At 53.9% G+C, this 21,759-nt stretch carries 16 protein-coding genes, 1 tRNA gene and 3 rRNA genes; 13 read left to right on the top strand and 7 right to left on the bottom strand.

Annotation, left to right across the window (positions count from 1 at the left end; translation table 11 throughout):
- Positions 1-173: 173 nt before the first annotated feature.
- From rrf to ACJ9Y9_RS01855, 4 genes are all read right to left on the bottom strand, one after another.
- A 5S ribosomal RNA gene (rrf, locus tag ACJ9Y9_RS01870) occupies positions 174-289 on the bottom strand.
- Positions 290-361: 72 nt separating this feature from the next.
- Positions 362-3,263 (bottom strand): 23S ribosomal RNA (locus ACJ9Y9_RS01865).
- Positions 3,264-3,455: 192 nt separating this feature from the next.
- Positions 3,456-3,532, bottom strand: a tRNA-Glu gene (locus tag ACJ9Y9_RS01860).
- Between the two features lie 85 nt (positions 3,533-3,617).
- A 16S ribosomal RNA gene (locus ACJ9Y9_RS01855) occupies positions 3,618-5,157 on the bottom strand.
- Together the 16S, 23S and 5S rRNA genes with 1 tRNA gene alongside form the textbook arrangement of a ribosomal RNA operon.
- Before the next feature lie 498 nt (positions 5,158-5,655).
- On the opposite strand from ACJ9Y9_RS01855, the gene ACJ9Y9_RS01850 reads away from it, so the two are divergent.
- Positions 5,656-6,609: a nickel/cobalt transporter gene (locus ACJ9Y9_RS01850; protein ID WP_028017884.1), complete on the top strand. Its 954-nt coding sequence runs from the start codon at positions 5,656-5,658 to the stop codon at positions 6,607-6,609.
- A gap of 34 nt (positions 6,610-6,643) precedes the next feature.
- Here ACJ9Y9_RS01850 and proP read toward each other — a convergent pair whose 3' ends face one another.
- Positions 6,644-8,146 (bottom strand): glycine betaine/L-proline transporter ProP, encoded by a 1,503-nt coding sequence (gene proP, locus ACJ9Y9_RS01845; protein ID WP_028017885.1) that lies wholly within the window; start codon positions 8,144-8,146, stop codon positions 6,644-6,646.
- A 648-nt stretch (positions 8,147-8,794) separates the two neighbouring features.
- Here proP and kdgT point away from each other — a divergent pair.
- On the top strand, positions 8,795-9,787 hold the full coding sequence (gene kdgT, locus ACJ9Y9_RS01840) for a 2-keto-3-deoxygluconate transporter (RefSeq protein WP_028017886.1): 993 nt from the start codon (positions 8,795-8,797) through the stop codon (positions 9,785-9,787).
- A gap of 58 nt (positions 9,788-9,845) precedes the next feature.
- Here kdgT and ACJ9Y9_RS01835 read toward each other — a convergent pair whose 3' ends face one another.
- Complete coding sequence (locus ACJ9Y9_RS01835) at positions 9,846-10,721, bottom strand: diguanylate cyclase regulator RdcB family protein (protein ID WP_028017887.1); 876 nt, start codon at positions 10,719-10,721, stop codon at positions 9,846-9,848.
- Positions 10,718-13,072, bottom strand: a complete 2,355-nt coding sequence (crfC, locus tag ACJ9Y9_RS01830; RefSeq protein ID WP_028017888.1) for a clamp-binding protein CrfC — start codon at positions 13,070-13,072, stop codon at positions 10,718-10,720. The genes ACJ9Y9_RS01835 and crfC overlap by 4 nt, the downstream gene beginning before the upstream one ends.
- A 595-nt stretch (positions 13,073-13,667) precedes the next feature.
- On the opposite strand from crfC, the gene ACJ9Y9_RS01825 reads away from it, so the two are divergent.
- The 11 genes from ACJ9Y9_RS01825 to phnK all read left to right on the top strand — a co-directional run bounded on the left by ACJ9Y9_RS01825 (position 13,668) and on the right by phnK (position 21,751).
- Entirely contained in the window at positions 13,668-14,003 is a 336-nt protein-coding gene (locus ACJ9Y9_RS01825; RefSeq protein WP_028017889.1) for a zinc ribbon domain-containing protein YjdM, read from the top strand.
- Positions 14,004-14,083: 80 nt separating this feature from the next.
- Positions 14,084-14,521 carry a VOC family metalloprotein YjdN gene (gene yjdN / locus ACJ9Y9_RS01820; protein WP_028017890.1) on the top strand — a complete coding sequence of 146 codons (438 nt, stop codon included), beginning with the start codon at positions 14,084-14,086 and terminating at the stop codon, positions 14,519-14,521.
- Positions 14,522-14,657: 136 nt separating this feature from the next.
- Entirely contained in the window at positions 14,658-15,446 is a 789-nt protein-coding gene (gene phnC / locus ACJ9Y9_RS01815; protein ID WP_028017891.1) for a phosphonate ABC transporter ATP-binding protein, read from the top strand.
- Positions 15,447-15,470: 24 nt separating this feature from the next.
- Complete coding sequence (gene phnD / locus ACJ9Y9_RS01810; RefSeq protein ID WP_028017892.1) at positions 15,471-16,487, top strand: phosphonate ABC transporter substrate-binding protein; 1,017 nt, start codon at positions 15,471-15,473, stop codon at positions 16,485-16,487.
- Between the two features lie 50 nt (positions 16,488-16,537).
- Positions 16,538-17,317 (top strand): phosphonate ABC transporter, permease protein PhnE, encoded by a 780-nt coding sequence (phnE, locus tag ACJ9Y9_RS01805; protein WP_028017893.1) that lies wholly within the window; start codon positions 16,538-16,540, stop codon positions 17,315-17,317.
- A 20-nt stretch (positions 17,318-17,337) separates the two neighbouring features.
- Positions 17,338-18,063: a phosphonate metabolism transcriptional regulator PhnF gene (gene phnF / locus ACJ9Y9_RS01800; RefSeq protein WP_028017894.1), complete on the top strand. Its 726-nt coding sequence runs from the start codon at positions 17,338-17,340 to the stop codon at positions 18,061-18,063.
- A complete protein-coding gene (phnG, locus tag ACJ9Y9_RS01795) occupies positions 18,064-18,516 on the top strand; it encodes a phosphonate C-P lyase system protein PhnG (RefSeq protein ID WP_028017895.1) in 453 nt (150 codons plus the stop codon).
- Positions 18,513-19,097: a phosphonate C-P lyase system protein PhnH gene (phnH, locus tag ACJ9Y9_RS01790; RefSeq protein ID WP_028017896.1), complete on the top strand. Its 585-nt coding sequence runs from the start codon at positions 18,513-18,515 to the stop codon at positions 19,095-19,097. Before phnG ends, phnH begins: the two co-directional genes overlap by 4 nt.
- Positions 19,097-20,161: a carbon-phosphorus lyase complex subunit PhnI gene (locus ACJ9Y9_RS01785; RefSeq protein ID WP_028017897.1), complete on the top strand. Its 1,065-nt coding sequence runs from the start codon at positions 19,097-19,099 to the stop codon at positions 20,159-20,161. The genes phnH and ACJ9Y9_RS01785 overlap by 1 nt, the downstream gene beginning before the upstream one ends.
- Positions 20,154-20,999 (top strand): alpha-D-ribose 1-methylphosphonate 5-phosphate C-P-lyase PhnJ, encoded by an 846-nt coding sequence (phnJ, locus tag ACJ9Y9_RS01780; RefSeq protein ID WP_028017898.1) that lies wholly within the window; start codon positions 20,154-20,156, stop codon positions 20,997-20,999. Before ACJ9Y9_RS01785 ends, phnJ begins: the two co-directional genes overlap by 8 nt.
- Positions 20,996-21,751 (top strand): phosphonate C-P lyase system protein PhnK, encoded by a 756-nt coding sequence (phnK, locus tag ACJ9Y9_RS01775; protein ID WP_014068565.1) that lies wholly within the window; start codon positions 20,996-20,998, stop codon positions 21,749-21,751. The genes phnJ and phnK overlap by 4 nt, the downstream gene beginning before the upstream one ends.
- The last annotated feature ends 8 nt before the right edge of the window (positions 21,752-21,759 follow it).

Genomic DNA, 21,759 nt, shown 5'->3' with positions numbered 1-21,759 from the left:
AAATGTTGTTTCCACCGCTTAAATCATCTTTCAAAGAAACCAAGTGGCTGGCCTTACCATGTTCTATGGGCGCTACGGGCGCTACTGAAGGCAAGGCAAAGTCACTACCTGACATTTTTGACGCACAAAGCAAAAAACCCCGTACCTTACGGTACGGGGTTTTTCTCGATTGATGCCGGCAGTTCCCTACTCTCACATGGGGAGACCCCACACTACCATCGGCGCTACGGCGTTTCACTTCTGAGTTCGGCATGGGGTCAGGTGGGACCACCGCGCTAAAGCCGCCAGGCAAATTCTGTTAAATCTGTATCAGGCTGAAATTTGATTGTCTGTCTCTTCGCCGAAACAGCTTCGGCGTTGTAAGGTTAAGCCTCACGGTTCATTAGTATCGGTTAGCTCAACGCATCGCTGCGCTTACACACCCGACCTATCAACGTCGTAGTCTTCAACGTTCCTTCAGGACTCTCAAGGAGTCAGGGAGAACTCATCTCGGGGCAAGTTTCGTGCTTAGATGCTTTCAGCACTTATCTCTTCCGCATTTAGCTACCGGGCAATGCCATTGGCATGACAACCCGAACACCAGTGATGCGTCCACTCCGGTCCTCTCGTACTAGGAGCAGCCCCCCTCAATTCTCCAGCGCCCACGGCAGATAGGGACCGAACTGTCTCACGACGTTCTAAACCCAGCTCGCGTACCACTTTAAATGGCGAACAGCCATACCCTTGGGACCTACTTCAGCCCCAGGATGTGATGAGCCGACATCGAGGTGCCAAACACCGCCGTCGATATGAACTCTTGGGCGGTATCAGCCTGTTATCCCCGGAGTACCTTTTATCCGTTGAGCGATGGCCCTTCCATTCAGAACCACCGGATCACTATGACCTGCTTTCGCACCTGCTCGAGCCGTCACTCTCGCAGTCAAGCTAGCTTATGCCATTGCACTAACCTCCTGATGTCCGACCAGGATTAGCTAACCTTCGTGCTCCTCCGTTACTCTTTGGGAGGAGACCGCCCCAGTCAAACTACCCACCAGACACTGTCCGCAACCCGGATTACGGGTCTACGTTAGAACACCAGCCATTAAAGGGTGGTATTTCAAGGGCGGCTCCACGCAGACTGGCGTCCACGCTTCAAAGCCTCCCACCTATCCTACACATCAAGGACCAGTGTTCAGTGTCAAGCTATAGTAAAGGTTCACGGGGTCTTTCCGTCTTGCCGCGGGTACACTGCATCTTCACAGCGAGTTCAATTTCACTGAGTCTCGGGTGGAGACAGCCTGGCCATCATTACGCCATTCGTGCAGGTCGGAACTTACCCGACAAGGAATTTCGCTACCTTAGGACCGTTATAGTTACGGCCGCCGTTTACCGGGGCTTCGATCAAGAGCTTCGCGTTGCCGCTAACCCCATCAATTAACCTTCCGGCACCGGGCAGGCGTCACACCGTATACGTCCACTTTCGTGTTTGCACAGTGCTGTGTTTTTAATAAACAGTTGCAGCCAGCTGGTATCTTCGACTGATTTCAGCTCCACCCGCAGGGGCTTCACCTACATATCAGCGTGCCTTCTCCCGAAGTTACGGCACCATTTTGCCTAGTTCCTTCACCCGAGTTCTCTCAAGCGCCTTGGTATTCTCTACCTGACCACCTGTGTCGGTTTGGGGTACGATTTGATGTTACCTGATGCTTAGAGGCTTTTCCTGGAAGCAGGGCATTTGTTACTTCAGCACCGTAGTGCCTCGTCATCACACCTCAGCGTTAATAAGGTACCGGATTTACCTGGAACCTCCGCCTACATGCTTAAACCGGGACAACCGTCGCCCGGCTAACATAGCCTTCTCCGTCCCCCCTTCGCAGTAACACCAAGTACAGGAATATTAACCTGTTTCCCATCGACTACGCCTTTCGGCCTCGCCTTAGGGGTCGACTCACCCTGCCCCGATTAACGTTGGACAGGAACCCTTGGTCTTCCGGCGTGCGGGCTTTTCACCCGCATTATCGTTACTTATGTCAGCATTCGCACTTCTGATACCTCCAGCACCCCTCACAGGACACCTTCAACGGCTTACAGAACGCTCCCCTACCCAACAACACATAGTGTCGCTGCCGCAGCTTCGGTGCATGGTTTAGCCCCGTTACATCTTCCGCGCAGGCCGACTCGACCAGTGAGCTATTACGCTTTCTTTAAATGATGGCTGCTTCTAAGCCAACATCCGGCTGTCTGTGCCTTCCCACATCGTTTCCCACTTAACCATGACTTTGGGACCTTAGCTGGCGGTCTGGGTTGTTTCCCTCTTCACGACGGACGTTAGCACCCGCCGTGTGTCTCCCGTGATAACATTCTTCGGTATTCGTAGTTTGCATCGGGTTGGTAAGCCGGGATGGCCCCCTAGCCGAAACAGTGCTCTACCCCCGAAGATGAGTTCACGAGGCGCTACCTAAATAGCTTTCGGGGAGAACCAGCTATCTCCCGGTTTGATTGGCCTTTCACCCCCAGCCACAAGTCATCCGCTAATTTTTCAACATTAGTCGGTTCGGTCCTCCAGTTAGTGTTACCCAACCTTCAACCTGCCCATGGCTAGATCACCGGGTTTCGGGTCTATACCCTGCAACTTAACGCCCAGTTAAGACTCGGTTTCCCTTCGGCTCCCTATACGGTTAACCTTGCTACAGAATATAAGTCGCTGACCCATTATACAAAAGGTACGCAGTCACACCACGAAGGTGCTCCCACTGCTTGTACGTACACGGTTTCAGGTTCTTTTTCACTCCCCTCGCCGGGGTTCTTTTCGCCTTTCCCTCACGGTACTGGTTCACTATCGGTCAGTCAGGAGTATTTAGCCTTGGAGGATGGTCCCCCATATTCAGACAGGATACCACGTGTCCCGCCCTACTCTTCGAGTTCACAGCCTGTGCATTTTCGTGTACGGGACTATCACCCTGTACCGTCGGACTTTCCAGACCGTTCCACTAACACACAAGCTGATTCAGACTCTGGGCTGCTCCCCGTTCGCTCGCCGCTACTGGGGGAATCTCGGTTGATTTCTTTTCCTCGGGGTACTTAGATGTTTCAGTTCCCCCGGTTCGCCTCGTTAACCTATGTATTCAGTTAACGATAGTGCAACGAATTGCACTGGGTTTCCCCATTCGGACATCGCCGGGTCAAAGGTTCATATCACCTCGCCGGCGCTTTTCGCAGATTAGCACGTCCTTCATCGCCTCTGACTGCCAGGGCATCCACCGTGTACGCTTAGTCGCTTAACCTCACAACCCGAAGATGTTTCTTTCGATTCATCATCGACTTGCGAAAATTTGAGAGACTCGAACACACATAACATGTGTGTCGTTTCAATTTTCAGCTTGATCCAGATTTTTAAAGAGCAAATATCTCAAACATGACTCGCAAGTCAGTTTTGAGATATGACGGCAGGTGACTTTCACTCACGAACCAGCAAGTGGCGTCCCCTAGGGGATTCGAACCCCTGTTACCGCCGTGAAAGGGCGGTGTCCTCGGGCCTCTAGACGAAGGGGACGTATAAGTCTCAATCGCAAGACGCCTTGCTATTTACTTTTCATCAGACAATCTGTGTGAGCACTACAAAGGCAGGTTCTTTAAGGTAAGGAGGTGATCCAACCGCAGGTTCCCCTACGGTTACCTTGTTACGACTTCACCCCAGTCATGAATCACAAAGTGGTAAGCGCCCTCCCGAAGGTTAAGCTACCTACTTCTTTTGCAACCCACTCCCATGGTGTGACGGGCGGTGTGTACAAGGCCCGGGAACGTATTCACCGTAGCATTCTGATCTACGATTACTAGCGATTCCGACTTCATGGAGTCGAGTTGCAGACTCCAATCCGGACTACGACGCACTTTATGAGGTCCGCTTGCTCTCGCGAGGTCGCTTCTCTTTGTATGCGCCATTGTAGCACGTGTGTAGCCCTACTCGTAAGGGCCATGATGACTTGACGTCATCCCCACCTTCCTCCAGTTTATCACTGGCAGTCTCCTTTGAGTTCCCGGCCGGACCGCTGGCAACAAAGGATAAGGGTTGCGCTCGTTGCGGGACTTAACCCAACATTTCACAACACGAGCTGACGACAGCCATGCAGCACCTGTCTCAGAGTTCCCGAAGGCACCAATCCATCTCTGGAAAGTTCTCTGGATGTCAAGAGTAGGTAAGGTTCTTCGCGTTGCATCGAATTAAACCACATGCTCCACCGCTTGTGCGGGCCCCCGTCAATTCATTTGAGTTTTAACCTTGCGGCCGTACTCCCCAGGCGGTCGACTTAACGCGTTAGCTCCGGAAGCCACGCCTCAAGGGCACAACCTCCAAGTCGACATCGTTTACGGCGTGGACTACCAGGGTATCTAATCCTGTTTGCTCCCCACGCTTTCGCACCTGAGCGTCAGTCTTTGTCCAGGGGGCCGCCTTCGCCACCGGTATTCCTCCAGATCTCTACGCATTTCACCGCTACACCTGGAATTCTACCCCCCTCTACAAGACTCTAGCCTGCCAGTTTCGAATGCAGTTCCCAGGTTGAGCCCGGGGATTTCACATCCGACTTGACAGACCGCCTGCGTGCGCTTTACGCCCAGTAATTCCGATTAACGCTTGCACCCTCCGTATTACCGCGGCTGCTGGCACGGAGTTAGCCGGTGCTTCTTCTGCGGGTAACGTCAATTGCTGAGGTTATTAACCTCAGCACCTTCCTCCCCGCTGAAAGTACTTTACAACCCGAAGGCCTTCTTCATACACGCGGCATGGCTGCATCAGGCTTGCGCCCATTGTGCAATATTCCCCACTGCTGCCTCCCGTAGGAGTCTGGACCGTGTCTCAGTTCCAGTGTGGCTGGTCATCCTCTCAGACCAGCTAGGGATCGTCGCCTAGGTGAGCCGTTACCCCACCTACTAGCTAATCCCATCTGGGCACATCTGATGGCAAGAGGCCCGAAGGTCCCCCTCTTTGGTCTTGCGACGTTATGCGGTATTAGCTACCGTTTCCAGTAGTTATCCCCCTCCATCAGGCAGTTTCCCAGACATTACTCACCCGTCCGCCGCTCGTCACCCGAGAGCAAGCTCTCTGTGCTACCGCTCGACTTGCATGTGTTAGGCCTGCCGCCAGCGTTCAATCTGAGCCATGATCAAACTCTTCAATTTAAAAGTTTGATGCTCAATGAATTAAACTTCGTAATGAATTACGTGTTCACTCGTTGAGACTTGGTATTCATTTTTCGTCCGAGGACGTTAAGAATCCATGTCACTTTGAGTGCCCACACAGATTGTCTGATAAATTGTTAAAGAGCAGTTGCAACGCGGCTTTCAGCTCACCGTTGCGAGGTGGCGTATATTACGCTTTCCTCTTTCAGAGTCAACCCGTTATTTCAGGATTTTTTCTCTTCAACCGACCGGGTTGTTTGTGAAGTGATTCACATCCGCCGTGTCGATGGAGGCGCATTATAGGGAGTTCTCCGCAGGCCGCAACCGAAAAGTTGCAAAAAAATGACTGACTGCTGCATTCCCCAGCAAAACCCCGCTTTATACCTTTTTACACACAGAGTTATCCACAATTGCTCATAGATCCTAGCGTGATCCTGCGAACCGAGGAGGAAGATCAACTATACTAGCGGCAAATATTCTCCTCCGCAGGCCACCTTCATGACCACACAACGCCTCACCCGTGACTGGCGTATCCCCACAGCAGGACTGATTTTGCTGGCGATCCTCTTTGCCGGTTTTACCCTGCATACGCACTGGAATGCCTTTATCCAGTGGTGCCTGGCCACGCAAATTACGCTGCACCGTTATCTGGTGATGTATTTGCTGCAGCTTAATAACCACCAGTACAGCGGCGGATTATGGCTATTAACGGGGGCTTTCCTTTATGGCGTTCTCCACGCCATTGGCCCCGGGCACGGAAAGTTCATCGTGACGACCTACCTGACTACAAATAAGGAAAGCGAGCTGGCCGCCCGGGTTGTCCCTTTCCTTGGCAGCCTGATGCAAGGCGTCAGCGCCATTCTTTTTGTCTTTATTCTGGCAGTCGGGTTTAACCTCGCGTCAGGGGATATCAGTACCAGCCGCTGGTATGTTGAGAAGATAAGCGCAGTACTCATTGGCGCATTTGGTGCATTTATCATTTACCAGTCGCTTAAGAGCCTGCGTCCGCACAGGATGACTATTTCAACCATCAAGCCCCTCCATCAGCATGACGAACACTGTGGCTGTAGCCACCATGGTGTGGGAGCGAATCTGACACAAGGTGACTGGAAAACCCGCCTGGGTGTGATTCTGGCAATTGGCGCGCGCCCGTGTAGCGGGGCAATCATGATCCTGATGTTCTCGAACGCGCTGGGCATAGTCACCTGGGGGATGGCCGCAGTAATGACCATGTCTCTGGGAACGGCACTCTCTATTATGGGACTTTCACTGGCAGTACGTTACGCCCGTGAGCGCACAGTGGCCTGGTTTGGAGGAAGCGCCTCACTAAAATGGCTGGTACCGGTAGTCAAAATAGCCGGAGGGATAGTCCTGATCCTGTTCGCGACGATCCTGTTCCTGACAGTGATCCCCATCAGCGCCAATGGCGACTACATCGCCGCCGGATGCTAATAAAAGAAAACCCGCCGTTGGCGGGTTTCATTTATTACTCGTTGATGCGTGGATGCTGATCCACGAGTCGGGAGCGTTTTTTCTGCAGTTCTTCAATCTCTGCGTCAATATCCTCAATCTTCTGCTCTACATTATCGTAGTGCTCACGCAGGATCTCTTTCGCTTCCTGAATATCGGATGCGGCAGGCGTCGCCCCTTTCAATGGACGATTTGCCGTCTCCTTCATAGCAATACCGGTAATCAAACCAATCACCGCAATCACCATCAGGTAATAAGCAGGCATCATCAGGTTCTGCGTACTCTCCACCAGCGAGGCGGCAAGGGTCGGGGTCAGACCGGCAATCAGCACCGAAATGTTAAAAGCTGCGGCCAGCGCACTATAGCGAATGTGTGTCGGGAACATCGCGGGTAATGTGGAGGCCATCACCCCAATAAAGCAGTTGAGGATCACTGCCAGCATCAGCAGACCCGCGAAAATCAGCCCCAGTACATTACTGTTAATCAGAATAAATGCCGGGATTGCCAGGGCAAACAGACCAACACTCCCCAGGATAATAAACGGTCGACGGCCAAAGCGGTCACTTAACAGACCCATAATCGGTTGCACAAACAGCATACCGACCATAATGGCGATAATAATCAGCACACCGTGATCTTCCGAGTAATGCAGGTTATGCGACAAATAGCTCGGCATGTAAGTCAACAGCATGTAGTAGGTGACGTTGGTAGAAATAACCAGACCAATACAGGTCAGCAGGCTGCGCCAGTGCTTAGTGGCAATCTCTTTGAACGACACCTTCGGACCTTCCTGCAGCCCTTCACGGTCACCCTGTTCCAGTTTTTCGACGTGCTGCTGGAATGCTGGGGTCTCTTCAAGCGCATGACGCAGGTACAGGCCAATGATCCCCAGCGGCAAGGCCAGGAAGAACGGGATACGCCAGCCCCAGTCGAGGAAATTATCTTCCCCTACCACAGTTGAAATCAGTACTACTACGCCCGCGCCCATGACAAACCCGGCAATCGAGCCAAAGTCCAGCCAGCTCCCCATAAAGCCACGCTTACGGTCCGGGGAATACTCTGCGACGAAGATCGAGGCACCGGTATACTCCCCACCCACGGAGAAGCCCTGGGCCATCTTACATATCAGCAGCAGAATCGGCGCCCAGATCCCGATCGTGGCATACGACGGGATCAGGCCGATACAAAACGTACTGATCGACATAATGACGATGGTGATGGCAAGGATCTTCTGGCGACCATATTTATCGCCGAGCATACCGAAGAACAGGCCGCCCAGCGGGCGAATCAGGAAGGGAACGGAAAACGTACCCAGTGCGGCAATCATCTGCAGGCTGGGGTCAGCCCCGGGGAAGAACACTTTACCTAACGCATAGGCCACAAAGCCGTAGACACCAAAATCGAACCACTCCATCGCATTACCGAGCGAAGCTGCGGTAATGGCTTTACGCAATTTTGCGTCATCAATGATGGTGACGTCGCGAAGTGTGATGGGTTTAATCTTTTTCCTTCTCAGCATAACTATCCTCGTAGACTCGGCCCTGTCTGTTTCACAGTCCAGTTTGCGTTCTGTGAACCATGGGATCCGCTCCATGCGAATCGCCTTATTCAAGCGTAGCAGGTTTACTTACATTGACGTTTTACGTCGATACAACCGAACCTGTTGACGCCTGTCTGGGCAGTTAATGACCTTTTTACCCTACCAGCGTTTATATTTGTGATCAACTTCACGCTAATTTGCGCATAAGGTCAACTGAGTTAAGTTTTTGTCAATTAGCGCCAATAAGACCTTCCTCATTCCCCCTACAAGAATATCCTCACGCGCGTCATTATTTCTTTTGTAACGGAAAAACAAACCGCATTAATTCACATCAGATTTACATAACTCCGCCCATCAAGAACCCATCCGAAAATTTACATTGAATATGTGACAAAGATAACTAAAACATCGTTTTGTTTTTGTTGAATCAACATTCCATTGATCGCATGATAAATTCAAATACAACGTTACATGTGTTTTCAAACATGGCTAAACGAGAGCACACGTTTATTTTTTGCTGCATGGCTATCGAAATAAATTCACGAAAAAAAATTCAATTGATTGAATTTATTGAATTATTTTTAGCGATTATCACCCGTTTCGCGGGATCAGATGTGAGGGTTATATATGAAGATTAAGGCCACGATAGAACGCATACCTGGCGGCATGATGCTGGTTCCGCTGGTACTGGGTGCCATCCTGAATACCCTGGCTCCTGATACCGGAGCCTATTTTGGTGGTTTCACAAAAGGAATGATAACCGGCACCGTTCCCATTCTGGCAGTCTGGTTCTTTTGTATTGGAGCATCCATTAATTTGCGGGCAACGGGTACCGTATTACGTAAATCCGGTACGCTGGTGATAACCAAAATAGCAGTCGCCTGGGCTGTGGCAATGATATGTGCAATGTTCATTCCGGAGAATGGAATTCAGACCGGGTTCTTCGCCGGTTTATCCGTTCTGGCAATTGTCTCTGCGATGGATATGACCAACGGTGGATTGTATGCCAGCCTGATGAACCAGTATGGAACGAAAGAAGAGTCGGGGGCATTTGTACTGATGTCTCTGGAATCCGGCCCGCTGATGACGATGCTGATTCTGGGGTCTGCTGGCCTGGCATCATTTGAACCCCACCACTTTGTCGGCGCGATCCTGCCATTCCTGATTGGTTTTGCCCTGGGTAACCTGGATCACGACTTGCGTGACTTCTTTAGCAAAGCCACTCCAGTACTGATCCCGTTCTTTGGTTTCGCGTTGGGTAACACCATCAATCTGAATGTCATTCTCGATACAGGCCTGCTGGGTATTGTGCTGGGCGTGGCTGTCATCATCATCACCGGTATTCCGCTGATTATTGCCGACCGCGTGATTGGAGGAGGAAACGGAACGGCGGGTGTCGCCGCCTCTTCAGCCGCAGGTGCGGCGGTAGCAAACCCGGTGATCATTGCCCAAATAAATCCGGACTTCGAACCGGTGGCCGCGTCAGCGACGGCACTGGTTGCTGCCAGCGTGATTGTTACCGCGATCCTGGTGCCCATCATCACGGCGCTGTATGCAAAACGTTACGGAAATAGGCAAGAGTCCCAGCCTGAACCGAAACCAATAGAAATGAATCATTAACACATCACATCTGCCCCCCTTTTCCCTGTGGGGAAAGGGGGGCAGATGTGTAAGGGATTCACCCAAAAATCTCTTCCATCATCCCATCCACCAACCGTTTTGCCGAACAGAGCCTCGGCATACCCAGCGCGACGGTTTGCCAGTTTTGCGTCACTGACCAGCTCACAGGATGCTTATCCGCCTGGCACCAGTCACCCAACCAGCCCAGCATATCTTTATGATCGATCAATCCTGGAGAAGCAGGCGTCGTTAACCACTGGTGATAAAAATGGCGGGTAGAGGGAGAGGCATTGATGCCTTGCGCCAGATAGTTCGCCGCCATGCTGCGTAAGTTATCCTTGAGCATTGCCGACACATCTTCATTGGCCAGGCGACATGCGTCGCCAAATGCCCCCCAGCGCAGTTCTTCCAGGACGACAAAGCAGCGCCCGGCCAGAGACCAGCCATCATAGAGCCCGGCTCGCCAGCGGGTAAAAATTTGCTCACTGTGCTCACCCGCCTGCACCGTTAATCCGCGTTGGGTCAGCGCCTTTTCTTTATAAGCTGCACGTTGGGTAAAATGAGAGGAGAGTTCAGCGTACTGCTGCATCAGGCCCGGTGATTGCGGAGCCCGCGGGTGAGTCTGCTGACGCAGCGCCATCAGTTTATCGGCCATCAGCGTCAGCGCGAGATGACCGGGGTCAAGCATACCGGCCAGTTTTTCTGCCAGCCCAAGGCGTAACGCCGCATTTTCATTGAGCATTCCAGCCATTGCCCAGGGCCGTAGCCGGGTATGCGTCATGATCTCCTGAGTCAAACGCTCACGAAACTGCAGCTGTTGTGGTCCCTGGTGGGGATGACGCGGCGCATCGACACCCTGCACCAGATCGACCATAAATTTTGGATTAATGCACTCCAGCGTTCTCCCGGGACCGTCCAGTAGTTGTGTTGTCATGGTTGCTCTGCCGCGAATAGAGTTTGAATGTCATCGCGTAACAGTCGGGTATCTTCCTGAATCCACGTCGCAGTAGTAATACTTTGCTTCAACAACTGGCAGAGCGCTCGGGTTGAATGCTCATTTTGTTGACGCACTGCGAGGCTATCACGCAAGCTTTCCTGTAACCCGGTCAGGCATAACGAAAATTCTGCAAAGAACGTTGCCATTCCTGCCGTAACAGAGACATCGACCTGCGCGGATAAAGCTTTACGGATTTGTTCACAAAACTGCTCAATATGTTGCTTAAATTTGTCATGTAGCTGTGCAATATCGATAACATAACGCGTGCGCGTTTCGACGTAATCATCCCAACCCCAGCCGGGGTTATTGAGCCATCGAGAGACCGTTTCACGCATGCTACTCCCGCCAGATGATTGGCCTGCCGGAGTGTTATCCTGCGCAATGGCATCGTTAAACAGCGCCCGCGTGTTGAAGTTAAGCTGGTTAGCCTGAAACGCCGGGAAGCTAATCCGTGCGCGAAAACCGGCATGGCTCAGATGTTCTTTAATACGCGTTTCAATAGGCCGCATCGCTTCATTCAGTGAACGCGCAAGCGTAGACTCCAGCTGATCAAAACGTAACGCCAACTCCCGACAGATCTTCGTCTGCGCATCCAGCATGACCAGCTCGCAGGAGGAACGGATTTTACTCAGCACAATCTGCGCCTGTCCCTCATCTTCCAGCGTCAGCTGTTTAAGCGCTTCCGGTTCATCGCGACGAAGATTCAGCGGATCATTCCCGGCCAAATCAAGAATATTGGGACGGCTAAAAACATGACCAATCGCCTGCTGAAGCGCACTTTTCTGCAACGCCATAAAGTCATCCGTTGCATTCAGCGCCTCCTCGACTTCATGTTTCACTTCATCGCTGACCACCTGCTGACGCGTCTGCAGCTGCGCCATATCCTCTTCAATTCGCGTAATGTTAAGTTCGAGTTCCTCAAAGGCCACAGTCAGCCCCTGATAACGAAAATCGAGATACTCCCGGGCATTTTGCGCGTAGTTTAGAAGCTTATGCGACGCCGAACGCAGCGCAAATAACGACGCATTGGCATAGGCGGCGTAAATCAGTTTGCGTATCGGTTGTTCAAATAACGAGTCTTCCCACAACAGATCGGCGGCATGACGAATATGGTCGATATCATCCAAATCCGCTGTACGCCAACGACGCCCAAGGGCAGCTTCGGCAAAATCCTGAACCCAGGGCTGCTCCTGGTGATCCGGCAGTTGTCCGTGGGTAATCATCTCGTAGCGGGCGCGGTTCGCCAGATACGCCCACATTGATGAAACAGGATAGATCTGCCCGGGCGAAATATTGCCTTTCATGAGCGTGCCAGAGATCATCGCCCTGATCTGTTCTTCATCGTCGCTATTACGATCTTTCTGATCGAATTTATTGACCAGGGCATACAACGGCACTGATTTCCCCGCGACCGAAATAGCCTGGCGGACCTCTTCATCAGAAATAGATTTAAGCTGGGTGTAATCCATCACTGCCAGCACTGCCGATGCACGGGACAACTGCTCGCTAAGCATTTTTTGCAGATGCGGTTGCCCGGCCTCATTAGGCCCTGGGGTATCGAGCAGCGTCAGCTGACCGAGGTGGGCATCCAGACCCGCAAGATGTACGAACTCTACTTCGATCACCGGAATGTGTTCGATAGCCGCGTACTCAGAGAAGGGAAATTCGACACCCAGCGCCAGGGAGAGTCTGACGAGGTCATTGAGGCTTTTCAGACAATGAAATATCGGCTGCGCGCCCAGGTGATGCTTCTCAAAAGCTTCCCCTTTTTCAATTCGCTCCAGCAGCATATTCATGTCTTTATCAATTTCCAGACGCTGAGCCAGTTTCCCACGATCGTTATCGCAGAGCTTTTTCTGTAGCAGTCGGATCAAATCATCAATCGGCGAGACATGAGAGAAATGCAGTACAGGCTCCTTCTGACCCGGTGTATGACGGATCAATGTCGGTAGCGCTGTCATCGGACGATTGCGGTTCGGCAACACTTCCGTGCCCACAATCGCATTAATAGTGGTCGATTTCCCCGCTTTCATGGTACCAACAATAGCCAGAACCATTTCCAGACGCGTTATTTTCCGTAATTCATTATTCAACATTGCCTGCTGTGCTTCGACACCGCGCGCACTAAAATGCAAAGGCAAGACGTTGTTCTTTTCACCCGTAATCGCCGCCGTGGTGCTCTCCAGCATCGCCGTCGGCACTGATTTCAGCGTATCGAGATTTTGCAGGGCAAGCTGTAACAAACGCTCTGCTTCCTGGCTTAATTCAAAAATGGTCTGTGTGTGCATGATAAAAGCCTTTCCTTAACGCAAATTTATTACTTTTATTAAGCCACTGGTTTTTATTATGTTGTTCAGGCTTATATGATCACGTGTGGAAAACATGTTCGCCGAAATATAACTGATTGATGCTAATCAGAAATAATTCACTATCCTTGCATGGCGTGTGAAGCTCTCCTCCTGGCCTGACGGCCAAAAGAAAAAAGCGTAGCCCATTTTTAAGAAGCTTCAGGATATATCATCGTTATTTACCCACCTAAAAAGAGAGGTAATGCGTCACCACCATAAGATATGAATGGCGGGGAAGTCCGGAGATAAATAACAATGTGTTGCTTCACCTTATCCGAAATGAAGGAGCGTAGCAATTTGCTGCAATAAAATATTCGATATATTTAACGCCATTTCTTCCCACCGTGTTAATGGCATAAGCATCGCTTAACTGACTGACAGGAAATGTCACTCGCTATACACTTTTTGCATTTTTTTAATCAACAATGTCACCGACAACCGTGTGGATTTGCGCTATACTTGCCGCCTTTTTCGGCGCACTGCCGTCATTTAGCTGGCACTTTCCAGCGCGTTAACACTTTTTGAGGATACCGATATGCAACTCCCACACTGCCCAAAATGCAATTCTGAATACACCTATGAAGATAATGGCATGTTTATCTGCCCGGAATGTGCCCATGAATGGAATGATGCCGAGCCATCACACGATGCTGATGCACTTGTCGTAAAAGATGCGAACGGCAATCTGCTGGCGGATGGCGACAGCGTCACCGTGATTAAAGATCTGAAAGTGAAAGGCAGCTCTTCCATGCTGAAGATTGGTACCAAAGTGAAGAATATTCGTCTGGTTGAAGGCGATCATAATATCGACTGCAAAATTGACGGCTTTGGTCCGATGAAACTGAAATCTGAATTCGTGAAAAAGAACTGATTGACCTGCCCGGTGGCGCTTCGCATACCGGGCATTCAGGAACTACACTTAACGAGCTTTTCTTACGTGAGGTAAAGATTATGCCGTTAAGTCCCTACATCTCATTCGCCGGTAACTGCGCAGAGGCCACCGCCTTCTATCAGCAAGCCGTCGGCGCCGAGCTCCTCTATAAAATCACCTTCGGCGAAATGCCAAAAAGCGATAACAGCGAAGAAGGCTGTCCGTCCGGTATGCAATTTCCGGATTCGGCGATCGCTCACTCTAACGTCCGCATTGCGGACAGCGATATCATGATGAGCGACGGGATGCCGCCAGGCAGCAACGCTCAGTATGCAGGCTTCACGCTGGTTCTCGACACCCAGGACGTCAATGAAGGCAAACGCTGGTTCGACAATCTCGCCGTGGGTGGGAATATCGAAATGGCCTGGCAGGAAACCTTCTGGGCACATGGTTTCGGTAAAGTCATCGATAAATACGGCGTGCCGTGGATGATTAACGTCGTTAAGCAGCAGCACTAATTTTCGGGCGGTGGGCGGTCTGCCTCCGCCTGTCATCAAACTCCGCTCAACTCTTCAAATTCCCGCAACCCAGACTTAACCCAAATGTCATATTGATGCGCCAGCATGAGGCCACATTTATCGTGAGGCCCAGCATATGCAAACTGTCATCCGCGTCGAGAAACTGAGCAAGACCTTTCATCATAACAAGGCTCTGCATGCCGTTGATCTGACCGTCCAGCAGGGCGAAATGGTGGCACTGCTGGGGCCATCCGGTTCAGGTAAATCCACCCTTCTGCGCCATTTAAGCGGCCTTCTCACCTGCGATAAGACGCCAGAAAGTCACGTCGAACTGCTGGGTAACACCGTGCAGCGCGCGGGCCGTCTGGCGAGTGATATCCGTAAAAGCCGCGCGCAAACAGGCTATATCTTCCAGCAGTTCAACCTGGTGAACCGCCTGACGGTGCTGGAGAACGTCCTGATTGGCGCTCTCGGCAGCACGCCGTTCTGGCGTACCTGTCTGCGCTGGTTTTCCCCTTCTCAGAAACAACAGGCGTTGCAGGCGCTGACTCGCGTTGGCATGGCGCATTTCGCCCACCAGCGTGTCTCCACCCTGTCCGGTGGTCAGCAGCAGCGCGTGGCGATTGCCCGTGCGCTGATGCAAAAAGCCAAAGTGATCCTGGCCGATGAGCCGATTGCCTCGCTCGACCCGGAATCCGCGCGCATCGTGATGGAAACCCTGAGAGACATTAACCAGAACGACGGCATCACCGTGGTGGTGACGCTGCATCAGGTGGATTACGCCCTGCGCTACTGCGAGCGCATTGTCGCGCTGCGTCAGGGGCACGTGTTCTTTGATGGCGCAAGCCATCAGTTTGATAACGACCGTTTTGACCATCTCTACCGCAGCATTAACCGCGTCGACGAGAACGCGCAGGCTGCATAACCCAACCCGATCCGAGGAAAGTACATGAGCTACAAAGCCGTTGCCGCACTGGCCTTTACCAGTATGTTCAGCATCAGCACCCTGTTAAGCCCTGCGTACGCGGAAGAACAGGAAAAAGCGCTGAACTTCGGCATTATTTCGACGGAATCACAGCAGAATCTCAAACCTCAGTGGGAACCGTTCCTGAAAGATATGGAAACCAAACTGGGGATCAAGGTGAACGCCTTCTTCGCGCCGGATTACGCCGGCATCATCCAGGGGATGCGCTTTAACAAAGTGGACATCGCCTGGTACGGCAACCTCTCTGCGATGGAAGCAGTCGATCGCGCGAACGGTCAGGTCTTTGCCCAGACCGTTGCGGCAGATGGCTCCCCGGGTTACTGGAGCGTGCTGATCGTTAATAAAGACAGCCCAATCAATAACCTCAACGACATGCTCGCCAAACGCAAAGATCTGACCTTTGGTAACGGCGACCCGAATTCCACCTCTGGCTTCCTGGTCCCTGGCTACTACGTCTTCGCCAAAAACAACGCGTCTGCCAGTGACTTCAAGCGCACCGTCAACGCCAGCCACGAAACTAACGCCCTGGCCGTGGCCAACAAGCAGGTGGATGTTGCCACCAACAACACCGAAAACCTCGACAAGCTGAAGACCTCCGCACCGGACAAACTCAAAGAGCTGAAGGTCATCTGGAAATCACCGCTGATCCCGGGCGACCCGATTGTATGGCGCAAAAATCTCTCTGAGAGCACCAAGGACAAGGTCTACGACTTCTTTATGAACTACGGCAAAACGCCGGAAGAGAAGGCAGTTCTGGCGAAACTGGGCTGGGCGCCGTTCCGCGCATCCAGCGACCTGCAGCTGGTGCCGATTCGCCAGCTGGCGCTGTTTAAAGAGATGCAGGGCGTGAAGGACAACAAAGGGCTGAAGGACGAAGAGAAGACCAGCAAAGTGTCTGAAATTCAGGCCAAGCTGGAAGACCTGGACCGCCTGACTGCGGCGCTAAGCGCGATGACCAGCGTGAATAAAGCGGTTCAGTAACTCAAGTCCCCTCTCCCACAGGGAGAGGGAGAACAGATAAAGGAGCCAACATGCAAACCATCACCCTCCCGCCGCCGAAGCGCAGCTGGTTCTCGCTGATAAGCTGGGCCATCCTGCTGGCGGTGCTGGTTATCTCCTGGAAGGGCGCGGAGATGGATCCGCTCCTGCTCTTCAAAGACGCGGGCAACATGGCGACCTTCGCCGCCGACTTCTTCCCGCCGGATTTCAGCCAGTGGCAGGATTATCTCGGCGAAATGGCGATCACCCTGCAAATCGCCGTCTGGGGTACCGCCCTTGCCGTCATTCTCTCCATTCCGTTTGGCCTGATGAGTGCCGAAAACATCGTACCGTGGTGGGTTTATCAGCCGGTGCGTCGCCTGATGGACGCCTGCCGCGCTATTAACGAAATGGTCTTCGCCATGCTGTTCGTGGTGGCCGTTGGACTTGGCCCGTTTGCCGGGGTAATGGCGCTGTTCATTCATACCACCGGCGTGCTCTCCAAACTGCTCTCTGAAGCTGTTGAAGCCATTGAACCGGGTCCGGTGGAAGGTATCCGCGCGACTGGCGCCAACAAAATCGAAGAGATTCTGTACGGCGTGCTGCCGCAGGTGATGCCGCTGCTGATCTCCTACTCCCTGTACCGCTTCGAGTCCAACGTCCGCTCCGCCACCGTGGTGGGCATGGTGGGCGCTGGCGGCATTGGCGTGACGCTGTGGGAAGCCATTCGCGGTTTCCAGTTCCAGCAAACCTGCGCCCTGATGGTGCTCATTATCATCACCGTCAGCCTGCTGGATTTCCTCTCTCAACGTTTGCGTAAGCACTTCATCTGAGAAGCGAGGCTTTGATTTCTATGCACTTATCCAGACATCCGACCAGCTACCCTACCCGCTGGCAAGAAATTGCGGCAAAGCTCGAAGTGGAACTGCGCACGCACTACCGTTGCGGAGACTACCTGCCCGCCGAACAACAGCTTGCCGATCGCTACGAAGTGAACCGACACACCCTGCGCCGCGCCATTGACCAGCTGGTCGAGCGCGGCTGGGTCCAGCGCCGTCAGGGGATTGGCGTACTGGTACTGATGCGCCCGTTCGACTACCCGCTCAATGCGCAGGCGCGCTTTAGCCAGAACCTGCTCGATCAGGGCAGTCACCCCACCAGCGAAAAGCTGCTCTCCGTGCTGCGCCCGGCGTCGAGCCATGTAGCCGATGCGCTGGGCATTCAGGAGGGCGACAACGTCGTCCATCTGCGCACCCTGCGCCGGGTCAATGGCGTGGCCGTTTGCCAGATAGATCACTACTTCAGTGACATGAGCCTCTGGCCTGTGCTGCAACATTTCACCAGCGGTTCACTGCATGACTTCCTGCGTGATGCCACCGGTATTGCGCTTAAGCGCACCCAGACGCGCATCAGCGCCCGCCGCGCGCAGGCCAAAGAGAGCAAAGTACTGGAGATCCCCAACATGGCCCCGCTGCTCTGCGTGCGCACCCTTAACCACCGTGACGGTGAGATCAACGCAACGGAATACTCCGTCAGCCTGACCCGCGCCGACATGATTGAATTCACAATGGAGCATTGAATGCACTTTGATACCTCCACCCGCCAGCGCTGGATGCGCGTGCTGGCCCACTGTCAGCCTGCTGCGCTGCACAGCCGTATGAACGCGCTCGGCCTGACGCCGGACTACGACACTATTCGCCCGCCGGAAATCGGCCTGGTACAGATCCAGGCGCGCATGGGAGGTACCGGTGAGCGCTTCTTCGCAGGTGATGCCACCCTTACCCGTGCCGTGATCCGCCTGAACAGCGGCACGCTGGGCTACGGCTACGTGCTCGGTCGCGATAAACAGCATGCCGAACATTGCGCAGTGATAGACGCGCTTTTGCAGGAACAACCTTATTTCCAGACGTTAATGGAAACCCTTATCGCCCCTCTGGAAGCCGACCGCGCCGCACGCCTTGCCGCACGTCAGGCCGAAGTGAACACCAGCCGGGTCGACTTCTTTACGCTCGTTCGCGGAGATAACGCATGACGCTTCAACCCGCTTTTACCCTTGCCGTCCAGGATGCCCAACAGAGTTTTCGTCGCCTGCTGAAAGCCATGAGCGAGCCGGGCGTGATTGTCTCGCTGCACCAGCTTTCACAAGGCTGGCTGCCGCTAAACCTGGCGACCACCAGCGTACTGCTGACCCTAGCCGACAACGATACTCCGGTGTGGCTCTCAGGCGCGCTTTCGAATGATATCGCCAGCCAGAACCTGCGTTTTCACACCAACGCTCCGCTGGTTGAACAGCCCCGACAGGCCGTGTTTGCCGTGGCCGATGAGCAAATCAGCCACGAACAGCTCAACGCCCTGAGCGAAGGCAGTGCCGTCGCTCCGGAAACCAGCGCCACGCTGATTTTGCAGGTCTCCAGCCTGAGCGGCGGTCGCATGCTGCGCCTGACCGGTGCTGGCATCGCTGACGAACGGATGGTCGCGCCACAGCTGCCGGATTGCATCATTCATGAGCTGACCGAACGTCCCCACCCGTTCCCGCTGGGTATCGACCTGATCCTGACCTGCGGTGAACGCCTGCTGGCAATACCGCGAACCACTCACGTGGAGGTATGCTGATGTACGTTGCCGTCAAAGGGGGCGAAAAAGCCATCGCCGCCGCCCATGCGCTGCAGGCGCACAGACGACGGGGTGATGAGCAGCTTCCTGAGCTGAGCGTTGCCCAGATAGAGCAGCAGTTAAACCTCGCCGTCGACCGTGTCATGACCGAAGGCGGCATCGCTGACCGCGAGCTGGCGGCGCTGGCGTTAAAACAGGCCAGCGGTGACAACGTCGAAGCCATCTTTCTGTTACGCGCGTATCGCACCACCCTTGCCAGACTGGCGGTGAGTGAGCCCGTTAACACCGCTGAGATGCGCCTGGAACGCCGCATTTCGGCCGTTTATAAAGACATCCCTGGCGGTCAACTGCTCGGCCCCACCTACGACTACACCCATCGCCTGCTGGATTTCACGCTGCTGGCAAACGGTGAAACGCCTTCCCTGAGCACGGCCGAGCCGCAGCAAGATGCCTCCCCGCACGTCTTTAGCCTGCTGGCGCATCAGGGGCTGGCAAAAGCCGAAGAAGACACCGGCAGCACGCCAGACGACATTACCCGCACACCGCCGGTTTATCCGTGCTCACGCTCGTCGCGCCTTCAGCAGTTGATGCGCGGCGACGAAGGTTATCTGCTGGCGCTGGCCTACTCGACACAGCGCGGTTACGGGCGTAACCACCCGTTTGCAGCAGAAATTCGTAGCGGCTTCATTGACGTTGAAATTGTGCCTGAAGAGCTGGGTTTTGCCGTGAACATCGGGGAACTGCTGCTCACGGAATGCGAAATGGTCAACGGCTTTGTCGCTCCGGAAGACGAAGCGCCACACTTTACCCGGGGTTACGGGCTGGCGTTCGGTATGAGTGAACGTAAAGCGATGGCAATGGCGCTGGTCGACCGCGCGCTGCAGGCCCCGGACTACGGTGAACACATCTCCGGCCCGGCACAGGACGAAGAGTTCGTGCTGGCCCACGCGGATAACGTTGAGGCCGCAGGCTTTGTCTCGCACCTCAAGCTGCCGCACTACGTTGATTTCCAGGCCGAACTGGAACTACTGAAACGCCTGCAACGGGAGCGCGAAAATGGCTAACTTAAGCGGCTACAATTTTGCTTATCTGGATGAGCAAACCAAACGTATGATCCGCCGCGCTATCCTGAAAGCGGTGGCAATCCCGGGCTATCAGGTACCGTTCGGCGGCCGCGAAATGCCGATGCCCTACGGCTGGGGCACCGGCGGTATTCAGCTTACCGCCAGCGTGATTGGGGAAGCGGATGTGCTGAAGGTCATCGACCAGGGGGCGGACGACACCACCAACGCCGTGTCGATTCGTAACTTCTTCAGGCGCGTGACGGGTGTTAACACCACCGAAAAAACCGAAGATGCCACGCTGATCCAGACCCGTCACCGCATTCCAGAAACGCCACTCACCGAAGATCAAATCCTGATTTTTCAGGTCCCTATCCCTGAGCCGCTGCGCTTTATTGAGCCGCGTGAAACCGAAACCCGCACCATGCACGCCCTGGAAGAGTACGGCATCATGCAGGTGAAGCTGTATGAAGATATCGCCCGCTTCGGCCATATCGCCACCACCTATGCCTACCCGGTGAAGGTGAACGGTCGCTACGTGATGGACCCGTCGCCAATCCCGAAATTCGATAACCCGAAGATGGACATGATGCCTGCGCTGCAACTGTTCGGTGCCGGGCGTGAAAAGCGCATCTACGCCGTGCCGCCCTACACCCGTGTGGAGAGTCTCGACTTCGATGACCACCCGTTTACGGTGCAGGAGTGGGATGAGCCGTGTGCCATCTGCGGTTCGAAACACAGCTATCTGGACGAAGTGGTGCTGGATGACACGGGCAAACGGATGTTTGTCTGCTCCGACACCGATTTCTGCCGCCAACAGAGCGAGGCGAACAGCCTATGAAACCGCTGCTTTCGGTCAACAACCTGACCCACCTTTATGCGCCTGGCAAAGGCTTCAGCGATGTCTCTTTTGAGCTATGGCCGGGGGAAGTGCTCGGGATCGTCGGCGAGTCCGGCTCGGGCAAAACCACCCTGCTTAAGTCCATCTCTGCGCGCCTGACACCACAGAATGGCGACATTTTATATGAAGGCCAATCTCTGTACGGCATGAGCGAAGCCGAACGCCGCCGCCTGCTGCGCACCGAATGGGGCGTGGTGCATCAGCACCCGATGGACGGCCTGCGCCGCCAGGTATCTGCGGGAGGCAACATCGGCGAGCGCTTGATGGCCACCGGCGCGCGCCATTACGGCAATATCCGCGCCACGGCGCAACACTGGCTGGAAGAAGTTGAAATCCCTGCCTCGCGTATCGACGACCTGCCGACAACATTTTCCGGCGGCATGCAGCAACGTCTGCAAATCGCCCGCAACCTGGTCACCCATCCGAAGCTGGTGTTTATGGATGAACCCACCGGCGGGCTGGACGTCTCCGTGCAGGCGAGACTGCTCGATCTGCTGCGCGGCCTGGTGGTAGAGCTGAACCTCGCGGTGGTGATTGTGACCCACGATCTGGGGGTGGCGCGCCTGCTGGCGGACCGTTTGCTGGTAATGAAACAAGGTCAGGTGGTGGAAAGTGGGTTAACCGACCGGGTACTCGACGATCCCCATCATCCGTACACCCAGCTGCTGGTGTCGTCGGTATTGCAGAATTAAGAGGCCAA

Source organism: Enterobacter sp. CPE_E1241 (genome assembly GCF_045618265.1).
Classification (GTDB): domain Bacteria; phylum Pseudomonadota; class Gammaproteobacteria; order Enterobacterales; family Enterobacteriaceae; genus Enterobacter; species Enterobacter adelaidei.
Note: the sequence above shows the minus strand (reverse complement) of the source record. Positions and strands in the feature narration are given on the sequence as shown.

What these genes read in the sequence shown, in the direction of transcription:
- ACJ9Y9_RS01850 (WP_028017884.1), top strand. Translation starts at nt 5,656, where the DNA reads ATGACCACACAACGCCTCACCCGTGACTGGCGTATCCCCACAGCAGGA.
- proP (WP_028017885.1), bottom strand. Translation starts at nt 8,146, where the DNA reads ATGCTGAGAAGGAAAAAGATTAAACCCATCACACTTCGCGACGTCACC.
- kdgT (WP_028017886.1), top strand. Translation starts at nt 8,795, where the DNA reads ATGAAGATTAAGGCCACGATAGAACGCATACCTGGCGGCATGATGCTG.
- ACJ9Y9_RS01835 (WP_028017887.1), bottom strand. Translation starts at nt 10,721, where the DNA reads ATGACAACACAACTACTGGACGGTCCCGGGAGAACGCTGGAGTGCATT.
- crfC (WP_028017888.1), bottom strand. Translation starts at nt 13,072, where the DNA reads ATGCACACACAGACCATTTTTGAATTAAGCCAGGAAGCAGAGCGTTTG.
- ACJ9Y9_RS01825 (WP_028017889.1), top strand. Translation starts at nt 13,668, where the DNA reads ATGCAACTCCCACACTGCCCAAAATGCAATTCTGAATACACCTATGAA.
- yjdN (WP_028017890.1), top strand. Translation starts at nt 14,084, where the DNA reads ATGCCGTTAAGTCCCTACATCTCATTCGCCGGTAACTGCGCAGAGGCC.
- phnC (WP_028017891.1), top strand. Translation starts at nt 14,658, where the DNA reads ATGCAAACTGTCATCCGCGTCGAGAAACTGAGCAAGACCTTTCATCAT.
- phnD (WP_028017892.1), top strand. Translation starts at nt 15,471, where the DNA reads ATGAGCTACAAAGCCGTTGCCGCACTGGCCTTTACCAGTATGTTCAGC.
- phnE (WP_028017893.1), top strand. Translation starts at nt 16,538, where the DNA reads ATGCAAACCATCACCCTCCCGCCGCCGAAGCGCAGCTGGTTCTCGCTG.
- phnF (WP_028017894.1), top strand. Translation starts at nt 17,338, where the DNA reads ATGCACTTATCCAGACATCCGACCAGCTACCCTACCCGCTGGCAAGAA.
- phnG (WP_028017895.1), top strand. Translation starts at nt 18,064, where the DNA reads ATGCACTTTGATACCTCCACCCGCCAGCGCTGGATGCGCGTGCTGGCC.
- phnH (WP_028017896.1), top strand. Translation starts at nt 18,513, where the DNA reads ATGACGCTTCAACCCGCTTTTACCCTTGCCGTCCAGGATGCCCAACAG.
- ACJ9Y9_RS01785 (WP_028017897.1), top strand. Translation starts at nt 19,097, where the DNA reads ATGTACGTTGCCGTCAAAGGGGGCGAAAAAGCCATCGCCGCCGCCCAT.
- phnJ (WP_028017898.1), top strand. Translation starts at nt 20,154, where the DNA reads ATGGCTAACTTAAGCGGCTACAATTTTGCTTATCTGGATGAGCAAACC.
- phnK (WP_014068565.1), top strand. Translation starts at nt 20,996, where the DNA reads ATGAAACCGCTGCTTTCGGTCAACAACCTGACCCACCTTTATGCGCCT.